The sequence below is a fragment of the Burkholderia sp. BCC1988 genome (assembly GCF_905339895.1).
Taxonomy (GTDB): domain Bacteria; phylum Pseudomonadota; class Gammaproteobacteria; order Burkholderiales; family Burkholderiaceae; genus Burkholderia.
Map to the genome: position 1 here is coordinate 102,589 of NZ_CAJPHA010000016.1, position 23,571 is coordinate 126,159.

Sequence of the window (23,571 nt, forward strand, 5' to 3'; positions counted from 1 at the left end):
ATGGATGCAGAGGCGATTAAGCGGAAATCTTTTGGATTTGATGCGGCCATGCGGCATATTCCGGAGATTTCAGGAAAGATCCGTAATCGGATCAAGCCTATTGATTTGAAGCGCTGTTATGATGGACTTTCGAGAGATCACTCCGTGGTCGGACTTTATGATTATTTTGTCAATGGCGATATGCCATCGCTCAAAAATAATTTATACGTTTCGTGTGTTCTCAAGTTGACTTCCCTCGCCATAAGCGAGGATCGCTTCGAGCTGCAAACACCAGATTACTTATTGTACTCGATGATGTCGGACTCCAATGCGATGGTCCAGGCGTTCTCGGTCGCCTCACCTCAGGGATTCGTGAGTGCAAGAGAAGATCCATTAAATAACCAGTTCTATGTTCACATGCTTCAGTTGGCTATGATGGGCGACGATGTTTCTCTAGCTGACAAGATTCGCCGAATGGCGAAGAACGGACGGAAGCCGCTGAGAACTGAATGCGAGCGTGGTGAGGATTTTTTCTCAACGTTGATTCGTGGCGATAAAGAAGGGCTTGAACAAATCATTCGCACTGACGCTTCACGCAAGTCGGAGCACGTGTATACAGAGGATTATTTTTCATTCTTGGCCGTACTGGAGGCGAAACTGTGCTGGCGCCGAGGTGTTTTTGTCGAAGTCGATCATCCGCTGGTGCCAATGGAGCTGATGCCGGTGAAGCCTCTCGATCACTACGATGACGTCTACGACTTTCTGAAACCCGGTTGGATGCCTCCTCCGCAAGGACTGATCGGCCGCGTTTCCCGGTGGTTTAAGACATGATCGATCGACGTCCCGTGACGCTGAGGTAATGATGAAGAAAGCTAAATGGTCGGCGGCTCTGGCGTTTGCTATGTCAGCGCTTCTCGCGGCATGCGAGACCGTGCCACCTGATGCTCCTCCGCGTCCTCCGCCGAAACCGGAAATGGAGCCCGTGTTGCCGTCGTGGTCGAGCACAATCTGGGTCATGGGCTTCTGGAAATGGAGCGGTACCGAATGGGTTTGGATTCCGGGGCATTTAGCACCCAAGCCATAAAATCGAACGAACAAGACCACATTTATGACAATCCGTACCCCGGTCGTGCTGCTGTCGGCCGCATGGCTGATTCCAATGGCCGTGTCGGCGCAAGAAGCTCCTCGGCCGATCATTTCGGGCAACGACCAGCAAATCCGACAGCAGGAAGAAGCGCGCGAGCGCGAACGGACCGTCACAGCGCCCGGGGTGCGTTCGAGCGTAACGGCGAGCGCAGGGTATCCAGCGCTACCATCCGAAACGCCGTGCTTTCGCATTGATCGTTTTGCGCTCGACGTGCCCGATACGCTGCCTGCTTCTCTGAAATCGCAAGGCGCGTCGGCGTTGCCGATGGATCGATTCGCCTTCGCGCGCGAATGGCTCGAGCACTACACTTGGCAGTGTGTCGGCAAACAGGGACTTGACGTGCTCGTCAAGGGCCTGTCGCAGGCGATTCTGGCGCACGGGTATGTCACGACGCGCGTGCTGTTGCCCGAACAAGATCTGTCGACCGGCACGCTGAAGCTCTCGCTGATCCCCGGTGTCATCCGCCATGTGCGCTTCGCCGACGAAAAGCTCCGCGGCACCTGGAAGACCGCCTTCCCGAACGGCGACGGCGAACTGCTGAACTTGCGCGACCTTGAGCAAGGTCTGGAGCAGATGAAGCGCGTGTCGAGCCAGGACGTGTCGATGCAGATCGTACCGGCCGATGTGCCGGGCGAAAGCGACGTCGTGCTCGACGTGAAGCGCGGCAAGCCGTGGACCGTCGTCGCCTCGATCGACAACTCGGGCACGCGGGCGACCGGCCGGCTGCAGGGCAACCTGTCGCTCGGCATCGACAACCCGCTCGGCCTGAACGACATCTTCAACGTCGGCGTGAGCCAGGATCTCGAGTTCGGTGACAAGCGCCTCGGCTCGCACGGCTGGAACGGCTTTTATTCGATCCCGTGGGGCTACTGGACCGCAACGCTCTCCGCATACACGAGCACGTACTACCAGCAGATTGCTGGCGTGAATCAGACGTTCGTCGCGAGCGGCAATTCAAAGACGGTCGATTTCAAGCTGGCCCGCGTGCTGTCGCGTAGTCAGAACGATGTGTTCGGCGCCTACGTTCGCCTGTCACGCCGTTTTGGACAAAGCTTTATCGAAGACACTGAGATCTCGCAGCAGCGCCGCAATAACACGATGATTGAGCTCGGCCTGACTGATCGCCACTACTTAGGCGGCGCGCAGTTTGACGGCTCACTTGCATATCGTCAAGGTGTCGGTGGATTGGGCGCCCAGGACGATACGTTGGCGGCGAGTGGCGGGCCGACCTATCGCTTCAAGATGGCGGTGCTCGACGCGAACCTGTCGGTGCCGTTCGCGATCGGCAAGCAGCCATTCCGCTATGTCGGCACATTCCACGGCCAGTACACCGGTAACACGCTTTACTACATCGACGACTTGACGATTGGCAGTCGCTATACAGTGCGCGGTTTCGATGGCGAGACGATGCTCGCCGCAGCGCGCGGCTTTTACTGGCGCAACGAATTGCAGGCGCCGATTGGGCAGACGGGACAGGCAGTTTATGCGGGACTCGACTATGGTCGCGTATGGGGCCCGCAGCCTGTCGCCCTTGTCGGGACGCAGTTGGCTGGCGCAGTGATCGGCATAAAGGGTAGCGTGGGTACGCGATTCGGAGCCTATGCGTACGACCTGTTCGTGGGTACGCCAGTCTACAAGCCATCTGAATTCCCGACCGCACGTTTCGCGGTCGGATTCCAATTGACTGCGCAGTTTTGAATGAGTGAGTCGCGATCGGCCTCGCGTGGATCTGGACAGGTTGCGTGGTGGCGTTCCCCGACGCATTTCGGGAAAGTGACACTGGGCGATCGAGGTCGAACCATGAGCGACGGCAATTGATTTAATTAGCACACTTAACAAATAGAGAGAATAGATGAACAAGAGAATGATTCTGTCGTGCCTGATGAGCACGGCTGCGTTGTTGGTGGCATGCGGTGGTGGCAGTGATGGCAGCGCGAGCAATGCTGCGAGCAGCGACAGCGCGTCAGGCGCGACCTCACCGACGACGCAGGACCCTCGGCCCGTCGAGTTCAAGTGTCCGGACGGGTACAAGTCGATTCAAGTCACGAAGAGTTCGATCCCGAACGCAACGATGACGCTGGTCACGGATGACGGTATCGCAACGTTGACGTTCAAGACGCCGCAAGACGGAGTCGTTCGCGACGGGACGATTTGCCTCGGGAAACCCGACCCGGTTCCGGCGGGTGTGAAGGCGGACTATGTCTACGAGATCAAGTCATACGGTGGGTTCGACAACATGTTCAACCGTACGCTGACCTTGAACTTCACCACCGATGTCGTTCCCGATCCGAATCCGCCGGTGATCGAGATGGCCAGTGTTTCGGGCGAGGTCGTCACCTACAAGCCGACGATCATGGGCTCGATCTATTCGAATCGGCCGAACTACAGCCTAGCCGCTGCTGCAAACTTCACCGGCCTGTACGTCGTCCGTCTGAGGCAATAAGTATCGGCGGCGGGAGAAAATCGCGCGTCGTATGCCGCACTTCCGTATCATCTGACAAACTCGAAGTACCAATTTCGATGCGCACGCGGACATGAATGGACGACGTGGGGGCATCTGGTACTTGGCGGGGCATGGTGTTGGCATTGCGCGAATCTCGCGAAGCGCCGAACGATAGAGGACATGCAGGCGGTTGCAGCGGCGCGCGGTGGTCGATGCTTGAGTACCGAATATCACGGCAATCGAGTCAAATTGACATGGCAGTGCGTACACGGGCATGTGTGGAACTCGATGCCTAACACCGTGATCAATCGTGGCGCATGGTGCCCGAACTGTTTTCGGCTGCGAGTCACGCGCGATCCTGCATTACGCCGGCGCTATGACCATGAGGGGAAATAGTGCAGCTGTCGGCGTCATGGCGCGATAATGTGAGACAACAGAAGGGTAAATCAGTGGGAAGAAGTGCGGGACGGCGAGGCGGTCGGGCAACGCTTACGAAAGAAATGCTGTTGCCGTTGTCGACCGAAAAGGTGCGATCGTTGTCGCTGGAGAACCATATGGCGCTGGCTGTGGTTCGCTCGGGACGCGGAGATTGTGATCAAGTCACTTGCCTGTTGCGCGTTGTCTACTTGGCGTTCTTTATGCGCAGCGAGACGACCTCCGGCTCAGACCTGAACTTGTATCGTCGAGCAGAGGCCGCATTGGACGCTTGTATCGCGCGTGCAGAGCGTAACGAGCCGTGGATGCTTCACGAGAACGAAGCCGCTGACGTGGAGCGGCTTTTAGTCGCGCATGACGAACAATTGGCAGCGGTGCCGAAGTACCGCTATCTCGCGGCTTGGGATCGGCTGCAACGTTTCGTGACGGGAACGGGGCGCTCGCCGATTCCAGTCAAGAACGAAACTGCCTGACGACTGGGTTGGGACAAGAATCGTGTTCGCTGCCCCGTATTTCAGTTCCTTGGAGGCTCGAATTTGATGTTTGCCTGTTCGAGCATCCACGCTTCGATTTTCGTATGCCACATTCGAAGCATGTCGAGAGGGCGGCGTCGGTAATGCTTCTCTGCAAGAGCACTTGGTTTGTGTCCTTGAATTTGGGCGACAACACCAACAGGAACTTCGCACCATTCGGCCAACGTGCCGAAAGACCTGCGCAGTCCGTGCAACGTTACGTGGGAGAGCCCCGCCGCCTGAATTGCTTGGTTATGAGCGTAGCGCGGCTCCTCGATATGCCCGCTTTCTGATGTGGGGCTTGGAAACACCCACGGAGATGGATGCCATGTCTTGCCTTGCTCTGCGAGGGTGGCAAGCACCGATGTTGCCGGTGGCTTGTCATTGATGTTCCTTAGCTCTCTCAGAAGCATTGCGAAATACGGGGTCAGCGGAATGACCCGACCGTTTTTGACTTCGATCTTGTCGTTTAGACGCATACTGTTCCAATCAAAATCGACATCGTCCCAGCGAAGTTCAGCAAGCTCCTCTCGGCGAGGTCCATTTATGAGAAGGCCCTGGAGGTATACGGAGACGACAAAATTCGGGATCGCTCGTACGGCCGTGAACCATGCATGCAGTTGTTCGCGCTGTAAGCTATCTCCCTCCTTTGTATTTGCACTGGGGAGAAGAGATTTGACTTTCGTGGATGAGTAGCAGTCGCTTGGGATCAACCCTGCGAATCGTTCGTGGCTTTCGCACCACCGTACTAAGGCTTTGATGACTCGATAGGCATACGCAGCGCTCGTCGGGCGTTCTGTTGTCTCAATCCGAAGCCACTCGGCTATCGCTGCTCCTGTTAGCTCCGCGAGCTTCACTCGCATCAGTACATACAGTGGTCCTCGCGAGGTAAGCCCTTTGCCGCGCTTCTTCTCTTCACCGCCCGCGGCGGATAGCTTGCGGTGGTCTTCGATGTACTGAGCCGATCGAGGTCGTTTTGTCTTTGGTGACACTTGTGTACGCAGATCGTCTAAATACGCTTCCCACGCATCGACGAAAAGCACGTCTTTGCGACGTGCGTCGGCCAACCGTGCTTCGTGCGCGGCCTTTTGTTCGGCACTGACTTCTCGGGGATCCCGTCCGGCGTCAATCAGGAGGGCAAGTCGAGCAGCTTCGGCTCGGGCATTGCTGAGATCCCAAGAGCGAGGATCGCCAATCGTCAGACGGATGGTTTTGCCAAAGAGGCGCGATTCAAAAACGAAGGCGCGGGCACCTGATTTCGTGACTCTGAGCCCTAGACCTGGACTCTTGGCATCCCAGTGGATTGTCTGCTGCTTACCTGCTACGCAAGGAAGCGAGTTCACTCGTTCTGTCGTGAAATTTACCTTGGACATGCTGGCTCCGGCATAACTGGCCTTGGCTGCCTACACGCTTTCGTGTAGGTATGGTGTAGGCAAATTATGGGATCCTCAGGCAACACGAGTCAATGTAAAATCATCAGGTTGAGTCGGGAAGGCCTTTTAATATAAGGATTGTCGCGCCTACATCTATCTCGATCGTAACTGATCAACCCGGCTGTTCGATGATTTGTAATCATCAGGTGGCGGGTTCGAGTCCTGCAGCCGGCACCATATCCGAAAAGGGGTTACGGAGTTTTCCGTAACCCCTTTTTTCGTTCGTGGCGATCACCGGCGTGCACACTGCACATCCGGGCAATGGTTCCCGACTGTGCTTTATCGCCAATCCGCGGGGACGGGCGTCGGCCTGCGGATTCCGTCGCTTGCGCGGCGCCGGGCCATCAAGCGGCAGTCGAACTACTTCATCGCTTCCAGACGTACCACGGCCCGACTTCCCGTCGCCTTCGCATAGCGCGCCAGCGTGCGCAGCGACGGCATCGTGCGACCGCTCTCCATCCGCGCGATGGTCGATTGAGTGGTCTGCATCCGCTCGGCGACCTGTTCCTGCGTCAATCCGGCGCGCACGCGTGCGGCGACAAGTTCGCGGGCAACGGCGAACTCCGGTGCCTGCGCGTCATACTCGGCCTGCGTGGCCGGATCGGCCAACAGGCGCTTCTTCAACGTTGCAAGGCTCGTCATTGCTCAATCCTCCTTATCCGGGCGCACGCCATTTCGATAGCGCGACGCGGTGTTCTCTGCGTCTTCTTCACGAACACGTGCAGCACGATCAGGCGTTGCTTCGTCCGCGCGACGTAGATCGCCCGCGCGATGCCATCACGCCCGGTCATGCGGATTTCCCAAAGCTTTCCCGTCAGCGCGCGCACATGGGGCATCCCGACGCGTTGCGGGCCGAACTCCGCCAGCATCTCCGCGATATGGAGGAAGCGGGCGCGCATATCGGGAGGCAATGCCAGCAATTCGGCCGTTTCCTCGGGTATCAACTCAACATGCCAGGTCATCAGTTTATCGCTTTTTTGCTATATCGGGTGAGTGAGTGGCCCACTGCATGCAATACACGGGGATTGCATCGACGCCCATCCCTTGATGTGCGGATATCCGCGACAGTGGGGCGGCGGTGGCGGCTATGCAGTGCTCATGAAGCGCATTCGCCGTCGACACGACCTTTCATAATCTCGGTGAAGATTTGCGGAGAGAAAAATACTTTGGTGTCCGTTCAATGTAGGCGGTTTCGATTGCTTTGAGTGAAAATTGGCCGTTCGGTATAGAAACCCTGACCAAACGGCAGACGAGGTGAGGCGAAGATTCCTGGGGCGGGGGGCGCTGCGAGAGACGGTTCGATTTCGAGCGACGAACGCTGCGTATCGCGTCAACGGAATCGTGCCGATATTGGTTGGAGTGCTAAAAATTTGAAGGGGAGAATTTTGAGGCGCATGGGCAATGGAGGCTAACGTCTCGACCGCATGGCACGTCAATCCAGCTCGGCCACAGGCATCGCCATCGAGGCTGAAGATGCCTACGCTCCCGCCCCGATCCGCACGACGTGCGCTGCGCTGGTAATCCGAGTGCGCATCGCACATCGTTGCGCCCCCCTTTCCCTGTCACGCCCGCGTCACGCTGCGCCCCTAACGTTGCACGTTCCCGCCGCGGCGCCACCGTCGCGATCCGGGCGTGCGTGACCCGCACGCGACGCCGTGCCCGCGTTGCGCAACGGTCAACCGGGGTCTCGCTCCCGGCGGCGCATCGACTATGCCTCGCACCATTCCATTCGAAAACACGATCGACGCCGATCGAACCGGATCGCGGACGATCAGGAGACAAGGACCATGTTGAGTCCGCATGAATTCTCGATGCTGCTGCGCATAGCCCGCGCACCGGACAGCGTCGACCTGGCGAACCCCGCGTTCGCCGTGCTCGTCGAAAAGCGGCTCGTCGACGATACGCAGGTACGCGTGAACGAGGTGGCTACGCGCCCGGCGCTGACGCCGATCGGCCAGATGCTGCTCGCGCGCTTCGACGAAGCGGCCTGAGCGAAGGGGAGAGCGAAGAGAGCGGGAGAGAAGAGGCGTCACGCCTTCGCCGCAGCGAGTGACGTGACGCAATGCAAGCGCGGCGAACCGCTTACTGCGCGACCGGCACCGTCACGTCGCTGCCAAACCAGTGCATCGAGATCTTCTTCAACGTGCCTTCCTTGCGCAGCGACTCCAGCGCATCGTTGATCGCCTTCTCGAACTTCGGATTGCCCTTGCGGAACGGGATCGCCATTTCCTGCTTGCCGCCGTTCAGCACCGCGCCCGAGCGCAGCGGCAGGTTCGACGTCTTGATCATGTACGGCAGCATCAGGCGGTCGTCGAGCGTCGCCTCGATCCGGCCTGCCGCGAGATCACGCAGCTTTTCCGGTGCGCCAGGATACGTCTGCACCTCGATGCCCGGCACGCTGCGCGCCATCTGGTCGTAGTTGGTGCCGAGCGTCACGCCGAGCTTCTTGCCCTTGAAGTCCTCGAGCGACTTGAAGTTGCGCGTGTCGTCCTTGCGCTGGATCAGCTGCGCGGCCGAGTACGTGTACGGCTCGCTGAAGTCGAGCGCTTCCTTGCGCTGCGGCGTGATCGTGACCTGGTTGACGATCACGTCGAACTTGCCGGCCTGCAGCCCCGCGATGATCCCGCTCCATTCGGTCGGGACGAACTGCGTCTTCACGCCGAGCTTGCCGGCAACCGCATTCGCGACGTCGACGTCGAAGCCCTCGAGCTGACCCGACGTGCCGCGCGAGTTGAACGGCGGATACGTGCCTTCGAGGCCGACGCGCAGCACGCCGGCTTTCTTCACCGAGTCGAGCAGGTCTTCCGCGTGCGCGGCGACGGCCGTGAAACCGAGGGCCGACGCGAGCAGCAGGCCAGATAGCAGGAACTTCGAACGTTTCATCGTGGATCTCCAGTGTTCAGTGTGGTGATGGGCACCGGGCATCGATCGTGCCCGGGCCGGGCCGGGGCCGAATGACGGGCACGTAGACACTACTCGCAACCGGGCGGCGCCGGAAGTCGAATTGGCCCTGATTGCAATCGATTTCAGCGGGCGGCGGGGTGGCAGCGCGGTGTGACGACGTGGCACGTGAGCACTGGACGAGCGTTAGAAAGGTTCGCCGTGGACGTTCGGACCAACGATTAAAAATACTCTTTTAAATCAGGTCATTTTCCGAGTCGGCTAGTAATTTGTCTGTAAAATCGCGCGAGCGAAAATCGCATCACGCGCCATCCGAGGGCGCGTCAAAAGAAGAAAAGGCCGTTGCCATGAACATGCAGAACACTGTTGCCGCATTGCGCGGCGGGTTGCTTCAGCAGGACCGGCTGCTGAAGCTCGATACGCCATTGGGCGCCAACGTGCTGACCGTGCAGCGGGCCGTCGGCCGGTCGCGCATCGGGCGCGCGTACGAATTCACGCTCGATGTGCTGTCGACCGACAGCGATCTGGAGCTTAAAAGGCTGATCGCGCAGCCGGTCACGTTGTGGATCCAGCAAGGCGATCGCAGCTACCGGCCGATCAACGGGTACGTGCACACCGCGCGCCGCCTCGGCGCCGACGGCGGGCTCACGACCTATCAGCTCACGTTCGCCGATTTCTCCCATTTCCTGAAGTTTCGCCGAGACCAGCGGCTCTGGAACGACACGACCGTCGACCAGATCATCAGCGACGTGCTGAACCAGCATCCGCAGGCGCAGGGGCATTTCCGCTTCGCGCTGTCGAAACCGCTGCCGAGCCGTTCATACACGCGTCAGCACGACACCGACTGGCATTTCGTGCATCGGCTGATGGAGAGCGAAGGCCTCTACAGCACATGGCAGCAGGCCGACGACGGCAAGTCGCATACGCTCGTGATCACCGACAACCTGCAGGCGTTCGCGCCGCTGTCGCCGGAGACCGTGCGCTTCTATCGGGGCGGCGCGGCGAGCGAAGCCGACGCGTTCACGCAATGGTCGGGCTCGCGCACGTTGCAGAGCGTGACCCGGACGACGCGCACGTTCGACTACAAGAATCCGTCGCAACCGTCGAACCCGAAGGGCACGACGCTGCCGACGATGGGCGGCCAGGGCGAATTGCCCGATCAGCTCGAAGTCTACGAGTACACCGGTGCGTACACGTATCTGGACCAGACGCGCGGCGACCATCTGACGAAGCTGCGGATGGAGGAATGGGAGTCGCAAGCGAAGCGCTTCCACGGCGCGGGCGGCGTGCGCGCGATCGATGCCGGCCGTCGTTTTACGCTGGCGGATCATCCCGAACACGATCGCGATCCGGCCGACCAGCGCGAGTTCGCGGCGATCGGCGTCGAATGGTGGATCGAGAACAACCTGCCCGTCGCGAGCAGCAGCGCGGACTTTCCGTACAGCCTGCGCGACGCGTTGACGCAAGCGCAGGAGGGCTACGGTGCCGACGCCGCGTTTCGCGTGCCGCATGACGACGGTTCGGTCGGCTTCTATCTCGTCGAGGTCGAAGCGCAGCGCGTGAGCGTGCCGTATCGAAGCCCGTTGGAGCACGAGAAGCCGAAGATGCATCTCGAGACGGCCATCGTCGTCGGGCCGCAGGGCGAGGAAGTCTATACGGACGAGCTGAACCGGATTCGTGTGCAGTTCGTATGGGATCGTCTGAACCCGGGCAACGAGAACGCGTCGTGCTGGGTGCGCGTCGTGCAGTCGGGTACCGGCGGCGGTTACGGTGGCGTGCACGTGCCGCGCATCGGCGAGGAAGTGCTGATCGACTACGTGGGTGGCGATTGCGACCGGCCTTTGGCAGTCGGGCGCGTGTACAACGGCGCGAACCAGCCGCAGTGGCATAGCGACGGGATTCTGTCCGGGTATCGATCGAAAGAGTATTCGGGCAGCGGCTACAACCACCTCGTGATGGACGACGCGACCGGGCAGAACCGCGTGCAGCTGATGAGCAGCAGCGCGAACAGCCTGCTGCATCTGGGCTACCTGATCGACCAGAACGGCAATTCGCGCGGGTCGTATCTGGGCAGCGGGTTCGATCTGCGTTCGGATGCGTATGGCGCGGTGCGGGCGAGTCAGGGCCTGTACGTGACCACGCACCCGAAGGCGCCGAACAGCCAGCCGCTCGACGTGAAGGAAGCGCAGCAGCAACTGGTGACGGGCCAAAGCCTGGTCGAGGCGATGTCGGGCGTGAGCGAGCAGCATCAGGCGGAAAGCCTCAAGGAAGCCCACGACACGATGCGCGCGTTCACCGACGCGACGCAGGACAGCGCGTCGGGCAACGCGTCAGGCGGACGCACGGCAGGCGGCGGCACGGGCAGCGCGAATGCGTTCAAGGAGCCGGTGATGCTGTTCGGCAGCCCGTCGGGGATCGGGATGTCGACACAGCAGTCGCTGCACGTGGTCGCGAACGATCACGTGAACGTCGCGAGCGGACAGAGTGTGCACGTCGCCGCGGGCAAGTCGCTGATCGGCAGCATCGGGCAGAAGCTGAGCCTGTTCGTTCAGAACGCGGGGATGAAGCTGTTCGCCGGTAAGGGCAAGGTCGAGATCCAGGCGCAGTCGGACAACGTCGAGGTGACGGCGCAGAAGGCGGTGAAGGTTGTGTCCGCAACCGACCGGATCGAGATCGCGGCCGACCAGGGGATTCTGCTGACGAGCGGCGGCGGGTATATCCGCATCAAGGACGGCAACATCGAGATTCATACGCCGGGTGCGGTCGATGTGAAGGGCGCGTCGCATACGTTCGCGGGCCCGGCGAGCATGGGTTATCCGCTGCCGAGCCCGCGGCCGGACCAGCCGGGGCAGTTGGAGCTGTTTCACAAGTACGTGAACGGCGAGGCGGTGAAGGGCGGGCTGTTCACGGTGAGAGACGTGAACGGCGCCGTGCTGAAGAAAGGGGCGCTCGACAACAGCGGCTATACGGCGGTGAGCGGTTTGCCGCCGGGTGCGGTGCGTGTCGAGTTCGGGAAGGAGCCGCGCGAGTCGGCTCAACCCGCAAATTACTTCAAGCAGGCGCAGTGGCCGGTCGAGCCCGTCGAGCCGTCGCCGCAGGCGGCGCAAGCCGCGGCGACGGACCAGTTCGCGAGCCAGTTGAAGGGGATGGCGCCTGCGGCGACGACGGCTGCGATGGGGCTTGCGAGCGGAGGTGGAGCCGGTGCTGCGTTGGGCGGACTGGCGAGTTCCGCATTGCCGGCTGCCGCAAGTTCGCTGGGTGGGGCAGGCGCGGTTTCCGCGCTACAGACGGCATCGAGCCTGGGCAGTGCCGCGAAGCAGGTGGCCGGGATGGTGCAGGCAGCTCGCCAAGGTGGGCTCGCGGCGCTGGCCGCGCCGGCTGCGAATGCGGCATCCGGTGCGCTGCAGGGCGCGCTACCTGGTGTCGCCGGGATCGCCGGAAAGGGCGCTACGACGGTGGCGTCGGCCGCCGGTGCGACCGGCATGAAGCTTCCGACGAGCGGGTTCGGCGGACCGCTGAAATCCTGAGAGGGCGGCTTGTCAGCCGTCTTGAAAAAACGAATTGAACGAACAACGACATGGCACAACAACTTCCACCGGGCGCCGAGAAAGAACAGGCCGTTTCCTGGCTCAGCGATATTTCGCCGAAAGATGTAGCGGCGGGAGGCGACCGTTTCAACAAGTGGCTGCTCAAGATCAGCGGCAATCACATTTCGTTCGAGGATCTCAAGACCTTCGCAAGCGCGGTGCCGATCATCGGCAACCTGATGGCGTTTTACGATGCGGTGTGCGACATCGTGATGATCGTCGAGAAGCGCCACGCCAATCTGCTCGATTACCTCGGGCTTGCGATCAACCTGATCGGCGTCATTCCGGTTCCGCCGCCGCTGGCATCGTTCCGACTGTCGGCACGGCCGCTGCTGGCGCTCGTGCGCAATCAATTGCTGGTGTCTCGCGGAAATCTCGGCGCGGCGCTCATTTCGGTGCTCGTCACGCACGTCAACGCCGCGGCCGCGACCGAAATCGAGAACTTCCTGAAGACCCTGCAGGACGTTCTTGTCGAACTGCTGAACGACTGCGCGCATAAGGCGCAGGAGTTGATGCTCGGTATTGCTACCGGGCTGGAACTCGCCCTCAAAGGGCAAATTTTCGACAGCAGCGCCAACGTGCGGCGTACTGCGCAGATCGCCCGGAAGATGGACAAGCGGTCCTGGTACAACCCGATGCTGGTGGTCGATGCGATCGAGTACGGTTACGAAGGTTCGATCGCGTTGGGGAAGGAAGCCGGGAACGCGACGGTCGGGACCGCTGCGAAGCTTGCTCCGGACTCGTGGCTGCAACCGTTCCGCGATATCGTCGCGTTCCTGAAGGACGAGGCGCCGAAAGTCGCGAAGGCGATCCGCGATCTGAACGGCAGCGAAGAAGGCAAGATGCTGTGGCTGATCGCGCAAGTGATCGAGGCCGTGGCAAGGGTGCGCGCACGCGGGAAGCTTCACGAAAAGACCGCCGACGTGCCGCCCGGCGGCAAGGGGCGCGCGCAGCATGAGCGTCCTCAGGAGCCGGCGGGTGCGATCGGACAGCAGGCGCATGCGGAAGGTGCCGGCCAGAGTCCTTGTAAAAGTTGCGGAATTGGCGCATCGACCGGGTCGATCGATTTTGCTTTCGGCGATGAGACTTTCACTCACACGGACTTTGAACTGCCCGGCGCACTGCCGCTCGTCTGGGCGCGCACGTACCGGTCGCGCCTTTCCGCATACGACAACGGGGAACTTGGCGCGCGGTGGCTCACGCCGTATACGACGCGCATCGATGTCGAAGGCGATACATGGTTCTTTCGCGATGCCAGCGGGCGCAGCATCGAATATCGAGCGCTTGCAGCCGGAAGTGTGCATGACGATCTCGCGGAAAACCTGACGCTGACGCGTCTGGACGAGACGTGGGTCACGATCGCATACGGCCACGACGAGCTTCACGTGTATGAACGGCGCGGCAATGCGTTCCGGCTGGCGATGCAGAAGGACCGTGCGGGCAATACGATCACGCTCGATTACGACGCGCTCGACCGCGTGGCACGCCTGATCGATGCGAGCGGCAACGTGCTGTCGTTCGAGCACGACAAGCAAGGCCGGATCGTGCTGATCGAGCAGGTGCTGGACGATGGAAAGCGCCGTACGCTTGCGAGTTACGCCTATGACGAAGCGGGCGATCTCGTGCGCGCAACCGACCGGTATGGCAACGCATGGAGCTATCAGTACCACCGTCATCTCGTGACGCGCTATACCGATCGCACCGGCCGCGGGATGACGCTCGAATGGGACGGCGCGGACGCTGAAGACAACGCGAACGCGAAATGCGTGCGCGAGTACGCGGACGACGGTAGCCTCGATATCCGCCTTGCATGGCATCCGAACATTCGGCTGACCTACGTGACCGATGCGCTCGGTCAGATGTCACGCTACTACTTCAACATCAAGGGATACGTTTATCGAATCGCCTATCCGGACGGCAGCGAGGAATGGTTCCGGCGCGACGAGCATAACAATCTGACGCTGCACATTCTGCAGGACGGCAGCATCGAGCAGATGCGTTATGACGCACGTGGCAACCGGACCTGGCACGAGCGCGCGGACGGCAGCATCGTCGAGATGGCGTACGACGACAAGGATCAGATGATCCGGCTCGTCGATCCGAACGGGCATGTGTGGCAGCGCAAGTACGACGATGCGGGCAATCTCGTCGAGGAAATCGATCCGCTCGAGCATGCGACGAAGTACGCCTACAACGACAAGGGGTTGCCTACGCAGATCACCGATGCGAAGGGCGGCTCGAAGGCGCTTGGATACAACGACGCCGGGCAATTGACGAGCTACACGGACTGCTCCGGAAAGAAGACGGAGTGGCGGTACGACGATATCGGCCGCGTGATCGAGACAAAGGACGCGTCCGGTGGCGTGGTTGCCTATGGTTATGGCCCGAACGGCCAATTGACGGAGACGCGTTCGCCGGCCGGTGTCGAGCACGTGCAATACGACGCTGAAGGCCGGTTGTTGCGGCATACGGATCAACTCAATCGATCGACCCGATACGGCTACGATGCAGTGGGTCGTATTGCGAGCCGCGCGGACGCGCTCGGGCAGACGATTGCGTATCGCTACGACCGTATCGGCCGCTTGACCGCGCTGACCGATGCGAACCTTGCGACGTACCAGTTCCGCTACGATCCGGCGGGGCGGTTGATCGAGGAAATCGGTTTTGACGGCAAGTCGACGCGTTATCAATACGACCCGGACAGCGGTAGCCTTGTTTCGGTTGATGAAGCGGGTTGCGTGACGTCGATCGACGTCGACGCAAACGGTCGCCTGATGAAGCGTGTGGCGGGGGAAAGCGAGGAACGGTTTGCCTACGACCGGAGCGGCAGGCTGATCGACGCGGTGAACCGGTACAGCCGCGTGCAGTTCTTCTTCGATCCGGTCGGCAATCTGGTGCGCGAACATCACGCGTACGATTTGTTCGGCGAGCGGCGTAGCTACGTCTGGCACCACGAATACGACGAGCTCGGCAACCGACGACGTACCGTGCGGCCGGATGGGCATGCGGTTGACTGGCTGATGTATGGCTCGGGGCATGTGCACGGGATGCTGCTCGATGGCGACGAGCGTGTGCAATTCGAGCGCGATGACCTGCATCGCGAGACGGTACGCGTGTTGTCCAGCAAGGTCGGACAGCGCACGCATTACGATCCGGCAGGACGCGTACTGCAGCAGACGATCCAGCGATCGACCTCGCCCGCGCCGCTCGCCGAGCGGCGGTATCGCTATGACGCGGTCGGGCAATTGTCGCGGATCGAGGATAGTCGCAAGGGCGGGACGGACTATCGATACGATCCGGTCGGGCGGCTGATCGAGGCGATCAGTCCGGTCGCGAAGGAGCGGTTTGCGTTCGATCCGGCGAGCAACATCATCGATCCGGTGCGGTCCCCCGAAACGCCGGCCTCCCGTTCGAGCCCGGTGCGGCCGGAAAGCACGTTGCCGGTCGAGGTGCCGAAGGTGTTGGGCAACCTGCTGAAGGCGTATGCGGGGATGCACTTCGAGTACGACGCGCGCGGGAATCTGGTGCGCAAGCGCACGCCGGCGGGGGAGCAGGAATACGAGTGGGATGAGTTCAATCGCTTGCTGTCGGCGCGGGTTGCGGAGGCGTCGCGGCAGAGTCAGTCACGGTATTTCTATGACGCGTTCGGTCGTCGTATTGCGAAGGAGGTGAATGGCGAGCGGACGGTGTTCGGATGGGATGGCGACACGCTGGCGTACGAGAGCGATGGCGAGCGTGGCACGCACTATCTTTACGAGCCGGGAACGTTTGTGCCGCTGGCGCAGTATGTGGCGGAACCGGTTGAAGGAATCTCGACGCCGGAGTGGAAGAGTACCGACCGCTATGTGCCGGAGGAGGATCCGCTGCAGAAGATGCCGGAGCGGCGGGGTGACGCGGCGCTGTTCTATTACCACTGCGATCAGATCGGGACGCCGCAGTTGCTGACGGATGACGACGGCGACGTCGTGTGGGAAGCGTCATATAAGGCGTGGGGCGAAGCGCGGGAGGTCATTGCGCGAGCGTCGAAGGCAGCTGGGATCACGGCGAGGAATCCGCTGCGGTTTCAGGGGCAGCAGGGAGATGACGAGACGGGGCTGCATTACAACCGGTATCGGTACTATGATCCGAGTAGTGGCCGGTTTATTAGCAAGGACCCGATCGGTCTCGCGGGAGGTATCAATGTCTATCAATACGCGCTCAACCCTGTAGAGTGGATCGATCCGCTGGGTTTGAGTCGCTTCAAGAAAGGGAGCTGGGGGCCGTGTAAGAAAGGTACAGGTCTCACGTACACTGTTTTTCAGCAGGATATTGATTGGGATATGGAGCATCGAGGGAAAACCAATTTGCAACGAGCAATGGAAGGTGGTGCGCCATTTATGATGAAAGGCGGCGTGCCTCAGCAGATTCAATTGCACCATTCTCGTCAGCAATCAACCGGTCCCTTGTTCGAAGTAACAACCAGCACACATAGGGCTGCCAGGGGCGCAGGTCGCGAGGCATTGCATCCGTATGGAAATCAAAAGAATCCTGATTTCCCCGTTGATCGCGATGCCTTTGACATTGATCGAAAGCAATACTGGCAGGATCGCGCGGCAGAGGCAAATGCATCAAAAAATGGAGGGTGTAATCTGTGATTCCATCAACAGTCGATCAGTATCTGGCTGGATCTACCGGTGACGTCGCCAGAGGTGATCCGAAAGCAGCCATGAGGGCACTTCAAGATCTGGGCGTTGCTTCGGATACTGATTTTGGGCAGTTCTACCTCAAGTATCAGGGCGGCTTTATAAGTTCGCGACCTGTTGCTGAGTTGCTTGATATCGAGGGGCCATCTATTCCCGCAATTCCGGACCAAACGGATTATGTTAGGGATCGCTACGGTATTCCGGAGCAGTATCTGGCTTTAACGTCGGATGAAAGCGAAGGTATGTACCTGTACAGTAAGGATGATGGTGCTGTCTACGATCTCGATATTTCGGTTTTAAACGATTTCATAAATGGGAAGATCCCGGCTCGCTGGGCTACGTTTAATGATTTCTTGATATGGTATTTTGAGTCACGGGTATAGATAAAAAGGGCCGCGAGAGCGGCCCTTGTTGTTTGTGTGATGAGTTGAAACTCGGCGTTCAGGTGGCGGTGATGGTGAGCTTGCCGTGTTCGAAATGAACGCGAACCTTCTGACTAGCGTGGAAACCTGCATTGTGGACCAGCTGTTGATGTCCACGCAAAATTGACCCACCTGAGGCAGCAATTTTCATCGAATTTTGACACACACGATCGAACGGCGTCGTATAAGGCGTGGGGCGAAGCGGGGAGATGATTGCGCGAATTTCGAAGGCCGCGGGCATCGTACGAAGAACCCGCTGTAGTTTCGGGGGGCAGGTGTTGAAAATAAAGGGCAGCGATGTTGGCAGTGTTGCGGGAATTTGGTGGAATTTCATTCATCTTTGATTTGAAAGAGTGTGAGGTATTCCTCGGGACGCTCAATGGTCTCAAGGAACGTCAAAAATTCGAAACGCTCGTGAGTGATAGATCGGGCGGGGAAGTGACGATGGCTTTAGAAATACAAAAGATGGTGCGGAGGTTATTTTGTCGGCCGAGGCGTGTGAATATGCCGGTCACAAACTGGAGGAGTTGAAGATGGGTGGATGATTTTCGACGCCTGAATTCGTACGGTTGAGAAATTTGAAATCGAATGGCAAGGTCGTGGATACTTTTTTTGTTCTCAGAAATTAGCCTTGCAAGCGCGAATCGTATCAAAGGATTCGATCGATCTTGCGGGTGGCGATAACCTCTATCAATATGCGCCGACCCCGATGCGGTGGATCGATACGCATCACGAAACGCCCATACGCCGATGACTGCGAGAAGATCTCGCAGATGAATGAGAAATCAACAATGACGTGACGATAGGAAAGCAGCAGGGTTGGGGCCAGAAACAGTATGACCAGGCTCTGCGCGGAATCATTGCACGAGAGCGGGCCGAGCTGAAAGCAGGGAACCGTATGCTCAACAAGAACCATCGATCATGGGCGTGTCCAAACTGAGTGAGGAAATATGACGAAAATCTGGACCACAGAGGCGGACTATCCGGAAAGTCGGATGGCGCTCTACGATGAGGTAAAAAATGGCGTGGATCGCTTCGAGTTGCAGGCGGCAACTCGCCTCGTAAGATCTGATCCATTGGTATTCGAGCTTCCCAAAAAGGGTCTTTCAAAGATTCAAGATTACGGCGTCATCTGGTCGGACATCTTGATTCCGCTCGTAAGCGAAGCGGTGCGTATTGCGATTGAGGAGCTGGCGATTGACGGCGACGTACAGTTCATTCCGGCAGTTATTAAATCGAATGGAGAGGCTATCGGTGGCTCATACTTTCGTCTCAATCCGATGAGGAAAGTTGACGTGGTCGATCACGACGCTTCTGAGCCGATAGTGGTGAAAATATCGGGATTCCCTGATGCCAAAGTCGGCTTCAAAAAGATGGTCTTGCGCTCCGATTTCTCTGCCAATGGTATTGGCCGGCAATACGACTCTCCGACATACATTGTCGTGGGGGATCAACTGGCTGACGCTGTATTGCGTGCCACGAAGAAGGGAGTCAGGTTCACAACGGGTATCCCGCCGGCCGGTTGATGCCAAACTGACCGACTGCTCCCCCGGAGCAGAGCGCACATTCGGCCATTGGGTTCGATAGTTGGGGCGAGGCGAAGCAACTCGCAAGTAGTCTTGGCGGAGTCAGACTGGGATTGGCCAGGATGTGACTTGATATGGTTATTATGCGATCCGTTCCGTAATTTTTATCCTCTTGTCGTTCGTAACAGCGTCATATGCCGACGATTTCTGGCCGAGAGCTGCAGCGGCCCCTGATCTGATGCATCCGAAGCTCTTCAAAGCCAATGGTTTGAGTTTCCAGCTTCCGGCAGATTGGCGGATCACGGCAAACGATCCGCTCCAGGGCACCGATGGCCGAGGAGTTAGTATCGAAGCCGACAAATCCGCATTCGAGGTACTGAATCTGGACGTCGTCGTTCAGGTGCTGCGAACCAAGGTCGCACCTTCTTCCGAAGGTACGGCGCAGTACCTGTACGAGAGCCAGGTCGACGACAAGCCCGCCCAGTACGCGAAGCCGGAATTTGCACCGTTCATGCTGAACGGCAAGTATCCGGCGCTTGCTTCGCGCTATATGCACACGATCTTCAATCAAGACGAACTCTACGCGCATCGTCTCGATCTCGTCACCAGCAAGGTCTGTGGCAAGGGCTGGACCTGCGTGATCTTCTCGTCCGGATTGGCCGCGAACGAGCGCGCCGCCGAAGCAGGGCATGGCCAAGATCTACGAAACGGTCCGCTACCAACCCTGAAGGGCAGTCCGACGCGGGAAACTAGACGTGGTCCCGAATGACGGTATTACATGAGCCAACTGACCGACAGCCGCCACAGCGCCAACCCCGCGCATACGAACTTGGCATAATCACGCCTTGCTCGACACGAGCGCCGCTGCGCAGACACGCTTGTGCAACCGCCGCATCTTGGCTCGGGCGTATTGACTCCAGTCCCGTTACCACCGCAATACCCATGTCGACCATCACCGCGACCACCGCGTCGCTGAAACACATTCTCGAACATCCCGGCGATTTCTCCGGTTGGCTCTGTTTGCCGCCGATGCCGTGGACGCTCGATACAGAGGGCGCATTCACCGAAGCCGCCACGCCGCCCGCTACCGCACCGCAACCCGGCTGGCGCGTCACGCTGAATAGCGCGACGATCGAGGACATCGTGATCAACGCGCATGACCAGGTCGACGAACCGAGCGTCGCGCAATTGTTCGACGCGTTCGTGTTCTACGTCGACAACGAGGAATTCATTCTGCTCTGACGACGCACGACGCACGACGACGCGCCCCACGCGCCACAGTAAAAAAGGACCGCCGAGCGGTCCTTTCTTCACGAAGCGTCAACATCCGAACGAAGCCTGCCCCTCAAGGCAACGAAATCGTCAAATTCGCCGACTCCGGCCCGACCTTGATCACCTGCGAATAAGGCGCCAACGCCTGCAGCGTCTTGTCCTTGAGATAGGTATTGAGCCCGAGATACCCGAGCAGGGCCACCAGCGCAAACACGGCCCCGATCGCCCAAACCGGCACCTCCCGCTTCAGCCGATGCGCGATCTGATCCGGCAGCGGCCAATGCGGCGCAAACGCCGCCCGCTTGCCCTTCATATGCGCGATCTCATCCCCCAGCCGCGCGGTGAGGTAAGCGAGCTTCTCCGGCCCCTCGAGCAGATACTTGCCCTGGAACCCGAGCAGCAGGCACATATGAAACACCTCGAGCGACTGCAACCGCGCCGCGCCTTGCGCGCGACATTCCTCGAGATACTGAAAGAACTTCTCCCCCGCGAGCTGCTCGCCGAACAGCACGAGCTGCAGCGGCCGGCGTTCCCAGTCGGTGCGGATCTTGAACTGCGACGACAGCACCATTTCATCGACCGCCGCGCAATACGCGAACTTCGCGCCATACACGTCCTCGGCCGGGATGTTCAGCTTCTTCGCGCCACGCTCGAAATCCGCCAGAAACTCCTGGATCTTCGTGCTGAACTCGCTCGCGCTGTCCGGCTCGCGGCCGTTCTTGAGCAGGAACAGCATGAAGAACCCGTCGTACAGCAGGTCGAGCAGCGAACGGGCCTGGAACGCGGCGTCGGTCGACGCCGGGGTATGCAGCGGGGCCGGCGCGTTGTCGCCGAACAGGGAAGGCGCGTAGCTCATGATGTGACCGCGATCAGTTCGAATTTCAGGTCATTGATGCCAGTCGGCGCGTAGATCATCGCGGACTGGGCCTGCAGCATGCGCTCGTACAACGCGCCGCGCGAGTCGAGCTGGAAATAGCATGCACCGGGCCGCACCGGAATCGCGGGCGGCACCTGCGGCATGTACGACAGCCGCACGCCGGGCATTGCCGACAGCACGAGCTTGTCGACGTCGTCGGGCGCGCCGACCTTGAAGCGCGCCGGCACCGCATCGATGAGCTCGACGTTCGGCATGTCCGCTGACACCGCGAGATAGAACTCGGTCTTGTCGTCGATCTTGCCCGAATCGAGGCGGCCGAGGTGGAACGACGGACGCACCTCGTCGAGCGTGATCGCGAAGTAGCGCGTCGAGATCACGGTGTCGAGCAGCTCGCGCAGCATCAGGTCGAGACGCGCAAAGCTCGGGCCCGGATCGTCATGGCGATACACGGGCAGGTCGGCGAGCGTGTAGCCCTTCGAAAACGTCATCAGCTGCCCCGCGAGGCGCAGCAGTTCCTGGAATAGCCGCTCCGGATGCAGCGCCGCGTGCTGGTGCAGGTGCGCGAGCGTCGCGAACGCGGCGTTCGCCGTGTGCAGCAGCCAGAACGACGCGATGTCGCCCGAGCGGAATTCGATGATGTTCTTCGACGGTTCGCGGTGAAAACCGTACAGTGCGTTCACCTTCGCCTGCAGCGCGTCGACGAGCTGGCGCAGCCGCTGGTGCAGGATCGGCGACGCGTCGATCGCGAGGCACGGCGGCACGAAGCTGTCGTCCATCTCGAAGCCGGACGTCGCGGTGCGGCGCACGCGCACGAGCGGCACCGACAGCAGCTGGTCGCGCGGCTCGCTGTGCGCGATCAGCTTGACCTGCGTCTTCAGGAACGTGATGTCGGCTTCGGCGGCGTCGGTGAAGTTGTCGGCGACGCTCGTCTGCTCGCTGACGAAGCGCGTGATGAAGCCGGCGGCCGGATCGTCGCTGTAGTTGGTGCCGTTCTCGCGCAGCGGGTGCAGCGCGAGGTAGAACACGAATTCGTTGATGCCGTCGGGCAGCGTGTCGAGCGCGATCGGCGGCGGCAGGTCATCGGCCTGCGGCGCGGCGTAAAGCGCGCCGTCCGGGAACACGAGCGCGAGCTCGGCCACGCGCAGCACGTTGCTGCCGAGCGCATCGCGGTCGATGCGCACCGAGCGCACGCCCCAGTTGTACGGCTGGATCGCCTGGATGGATTCGAACAGGCGCGCCTCGTGGTACGCGTCCTGCCGCTGAAAGTGTTGAGGCCGGAGGAACAGCCCTTCCCCCCACAGCACCTTGGCCGTATAACTCATGTCAAATCCGGTTAATGTCGCGTTGCGATGTAATCGATTTGTTCGTGCCCGAATTAATCGCCATTTTGTTAACTCTTGTTAAATGACATTCGTGCGTCATGTTTAACCGCAGGTCACCGACGAAAGCAAATTCAGCGGTTGCGAAGGCGCACCCTGTTGCGGTGCGATGACAGAGCCGTCGGTGACCGTCATCGCGCAATTATGCAGGCCGATGATTATGCCGGATTTCTCCGACTTTGCCGGGTCGAACGTCAGTTTCCATCGCTGGATTGCGGGATCGCGGAACAGCGCGACGATGCCGAATGCCTGCGCTTCGCGCGATAGCTTTTCGGTTGCCGTATAGCGCTGGCCCGGAATCAGCGTGATTTCACGCACGTTCAGCAGATCGGCGCCCAGCGCGGCCTTTTCCTTGGTCGGATCGGTGAATGCATCGAACGGCGCTTGCTGGAACGAAGTCGGATCCTTCAGCGCGTAGAGCCTGACCACTAACGCGAGCGGCTTGTGATCGTTCGCGGCATTGAGGTTCGGCGCGGCGGCGAGCGTGAGCCCGATGTTGCGCGGCGGTTTCTGGGCATCCGGCACGTCGGGCTTGCCGACGCCGGCGGCCTGCATGACGGCGCTCGCGGCGGAGCCGAGCAGCGGGGCGGCCGCGCATCCGGCCAGGAGCGCGCAGGCAATCAGCGGCAGCGCATAGCGAATCATGGACGATCTCATCGTGTTTCCGGCGTGCCGCCTTTAACTCCCCTGTCAAAACTGCCGGGTATTTCCGCGTTCGCCGCGAATCCCCGGCGTATCGGCCGTTCAACTATTAAGCACACGCGCCCGGCAGCGTGCCTTCGGAAATTTTTTCCGTCGTTCGCGCAAAGCGTTGCAGGCCAAGTAAAACTTGCGCATTCCGGTCGATGCGAAAGCCGTCGGCCAGCCGCTGCCAGAGGCGTTTCGAGGGGGTAGCGCACGATTTTAAAAGGAATTACTCTGCACGCAGCGATTGAATTATGAAAAATTGATCGGTACTATACCCGCGCGCTTCTTG

The 23,571-nt window shown here is 60.0% G+C and carries 20 protein-coding genes; 12 read left to right on the forward strand and 8 right to left on the reverse strand.

Translation table 11 applies throughout. The features are described 5' to 3' along the window. The 5 genes from U4012_RS22850 (at window position 1) to U4012_RS22870 (ending at window position 4,477) form a co-directional block, all read left to right on the forward strand. Window positions 1-810 carry an immunity 49 family protein gene (locus U4012_RS22850; protein ID WP_161654666.1) on the forward strand — a complete coding sequence of 270 codons (810 nt, stop codon included), beginning with the start codon at window positions 1-3 and terminating at the stop codon, window positions 808-810. Window positions 811-880: 70 nt separating this feature from the next. Beyond that, window positions 881-1,063: a CDI system lipoprotein BcpO gene (gene bcpO / locus U4012_RS22855; protein WP_226809489.1), complete on the forward strand. Its 183-nt coding sequence runs from the start codon at window positions 881-883 to the stop codon at window positions 1,061-1,063. 24 nt (window positions 1,064-1,087) lie between these two features. Continuing rightward, window positions 1,088-2,824 carry a ShlB/FhaC/HecB family hemolysin secretion/activation protein gene (locus U4012_RS22860; RefSeq protein ID WP_321801701.1) on the forward strand — a complete coding sequence of 579 codons (1,737 nt, stop codon included), beginning with the start codon at window positions 1,088-1,090 and terminating at the stop codon, window positions 2,822-2,824. Between the two features lie 154 nt (window positions 2,825-2,978). Continuing rightward, window positions 2,979-3,569, forward strand: a complete 591-nt coding sequence (locus U4012_RS22865; protein ID WP_321801703.1) for a hypothetical protein — start codon at window positions 2,979-2,981, stop codon at window positions 3,567-3,569. Between the two features lie 500 nt (window positions 3,570-4,069). Further along, entirely contained in the window at window positions 4,070-4,477 is a 408-nt protein-coding gene (locus U4012_RS22870; RefSeq protein ID WP_321801705.1) for a hypothetical protein, read from the forward strand. A gap of 41 nt (window positions 4,478-4,518) precedes the next feature. Here U4012_RS22870 and U4012_RS22875 read toward each other — a convergent pair whose 3' ends face one another. The 3 genes from U4012_RS22875 to U4012_RS22885 all read right to left on the reverse strand — a co-directional run bounded on the left by U4012_RS22875 (window position 4,519) and on the right by U4012_RS22885 (window position 6,911). Further along, window positions 4,519-5,889, reverse strand: coding sequence for an integrase family protein (locus tag U4012_RS22875; protein ID WP_321801707.1), 1,371 nt, complete (start codon window positions 5,887-5,889; stop codon window positions 4,519-4,521). 420 nt (window positions 5,890-6,309) lie between these two features. Continuing rightward, window positions 6,310-6,573 carry a helix-turn-helix transcriptional regulator gene (locus U4012_RS22880; RefSeq protein ID WP_321801709.1) on the reverse strand — a complete coding sequence of 88 codons (264 nt, stop codon included), beginning with the start codon at window positions 6,571-6,573 and terminating at the stop codon, window positions 6,310-6,312. Between the two features lie 14 nt (window positions 6,574-6,587). Next, on the reverse strand, window positions 6,588-6,911 hold the full coding sequence (locus tag U4012_RS22885; RefSeq protein WP_321801711.1) for a type II toxin-antitoxin system RelE/ParE family toxin: 324 nt from the start codon (window positions 6,909-6,911) through the stop codon (window positions 6,588-6,590). An 825-nt stretch (window positions 6,912-7,736) separates the two neighbouring features. Between U4012_RS22885 and U4012_RS22890 the strand changes: the two genes are divergently transcribed. Then, window positions 7,737-7,940 carry a hypothetical protein gene (locus U4012_RS22890; RefSeq protein WP_321801713.1) on the forward strand — a complete coding sequence of 68 codons (204 nt, stop codon included), beginning with the start codon at window positions 7,737-7,739 and terminating at the stop codon, window positions 7,938-7,940. A 91-nt stretch (window positions 7,941-8,031) separates the two neighbouring features. On the opposite strand, the gene U4012_RS22895 is transcribed toward U4012_RS22890, so the two are convergent. Further along, complete coding sequence (locus U4012_RS22895; protein ID WP_044845938.1) at window positions 8,032-8,832, reverse strand: cystine ABC transporter substrate-binding protein; 801 nt, start codon at window positions 8,830-8,832, stop codon at window positions 8,032-8,034. Between the two features lie 365 nt (window positions 8,833-9,197). Here U4012_RS22895 and U4012_RS22900 point away from each other — a divergent pair, with 365 nt between their 5' ends. The 3 genes from U4012_RS22900 (at window position 9,198) to U4012_RS22910 (ending at window position 17,502) form a co-directional block, all read left to right on the forward strand. After that, window positions 9,198-12,377: a type VI secretion system Vgr family protein gene (locus tag U4012_RS22900; protein WP_321801716.1), complete on the forward strand. Its 3,180-nt coding sequence runs from the start codon at window positions 9,198-9,200 to the stop codon at window positions 12,375-12,377. A 50-nt stretch (window positions 12,378-12,427) separates the two neighbouring features. Further along, on the forward strand, window positions 12,428-17,071 hold the full coding sequence (locus tag U4012_RS22905; protein WP_321801718.1) for an RHS repeat-associated core domain-containing protein: 4,644 nt from the start codon (window positions 12,428-12,430) through the stop codon (window positions 17,069-17,071). A 71-nt stretch (window positions 17,072-17,142) separates the two neighbouring features. Continuing rightward, complete coding sequence (locus U4012_RS22910; RefSeq protein ID WP_321801720.1) at window positions 17,143-17,502, forward strand: SMI1/KNR4 family protein; 360 nt, start codon at window positions 17,143-17,145, stop codon at window positions 17,500-17,502. 58 nt (window positions 17,503-17,560) lie between these two features. On the opposite strand, the gene U4012_RS22915 is transcribed toward U4012_RS22910, so the two are convergent. Beyond that, window positions 17,561-17,875, reverse strand: a complete 315-nt coding sequence (locus U4012_RS22915) for a hypothetical protein (RefSeq protein WP_321801722.1) — start codon at window positions 17,873-17,875, stop codon at window positions 17,561-17,563. Window positions 17,876-18,536: 661 nt separating this feature from the next. On the opposite strand from U4012_RS22915, the gene U4012_RS22920 reads away from it, so the two are divergent. The 3 genes from U4012_RS22920 to U4012_RS22930 all read left to right on the forward strand — a co-directional run bounded on the left by U4012_RS22920 (window position 18,537) and on the right by U4012_RS22930 (window position 20,309). Beyond that, a complete protein-coding gene (locus U4012_RS22920; RefSeq protein ID WP_321801724.1) occupies window positions 18,537-19,067 on the forward strand; it encodes an imm11 family protein in 531 nt (176 codons plus the stop codon). A 238-nt stretch (window positions 19,068-19,305) separates the two neighbouring features. Beyond that, entirely contained in the window at window positions 19,306-19,836 is a 531-nt protein-coding gene (locus U4012_RS22925; RefSeq protein ID WP_321801726.1) for a hypothetical protein, read from the forward strand. Window positions 19,837-20,009: 173 nt separating this feature from the next. Beyond that, the gene (locus U4012_RS22930; protein ID WP_321801728.1) at window positions 20,010-20,309 is read left to right on the forward strand and encodes a hypothetical protein; all 300 of its coding nucleotides are present in this window, start codon (window positions 20,010-20,012) and stop codon (window positions 20,307-20,309) included. A gap of 103 nt (window positions 20,310-20,412) precedes the next feature. Here the strand turns inward: U4012_RS22930 and icmH are convergent, their stop codons facing one another. The 3 genes from icmH to tssJ all read right to left on the reverse strand — a co-directional run bounded on the left by icmH (window position 20,413) and on the right by tssJ (window position 23,252). Beyond that, the gene (gene icmH / locus U4012_RS22935; protein WP_044845934.1) at window positions 20,413-21,195 is read right to left on the reverse strand and encodes a type IVB secretion system protein IcmH/DotU; all 783 of its coding nucleotides are present in this window, start codon (window positions 21,193-21,195) and stop codon (window positions 20,413-20,415) included. Then, a complete protein-coding gene (tssK, locus tag U4012_RS22940; protein WP_321801731.1) occupies window positions 21,192-22,538 on the reverse strand; it encodes a type VI secretion system baseplate subunit TssK in 1,347 nt (448 codons plus the stop codon). The genes icmH and tssK overlap by 4 nt, the downstream gene beginning before the upstream one ends. A 102-nt stretch (window positions 22,539-22,640) precedes the next feature. Beyond that, window positions 22,641-23,252, reverse strand: a complete 612-nt coding sequence (tssJ, locus tag U4012_RS22945; protein ID WP_044845932.1) for a type VI secretion system lipoprotein TssJ — start codon at window positions 23,250-23,252, stop codon at window positions 22,641-22,643. Window positions 23,253-23,571: the final 319 nt, after the last annotated feature.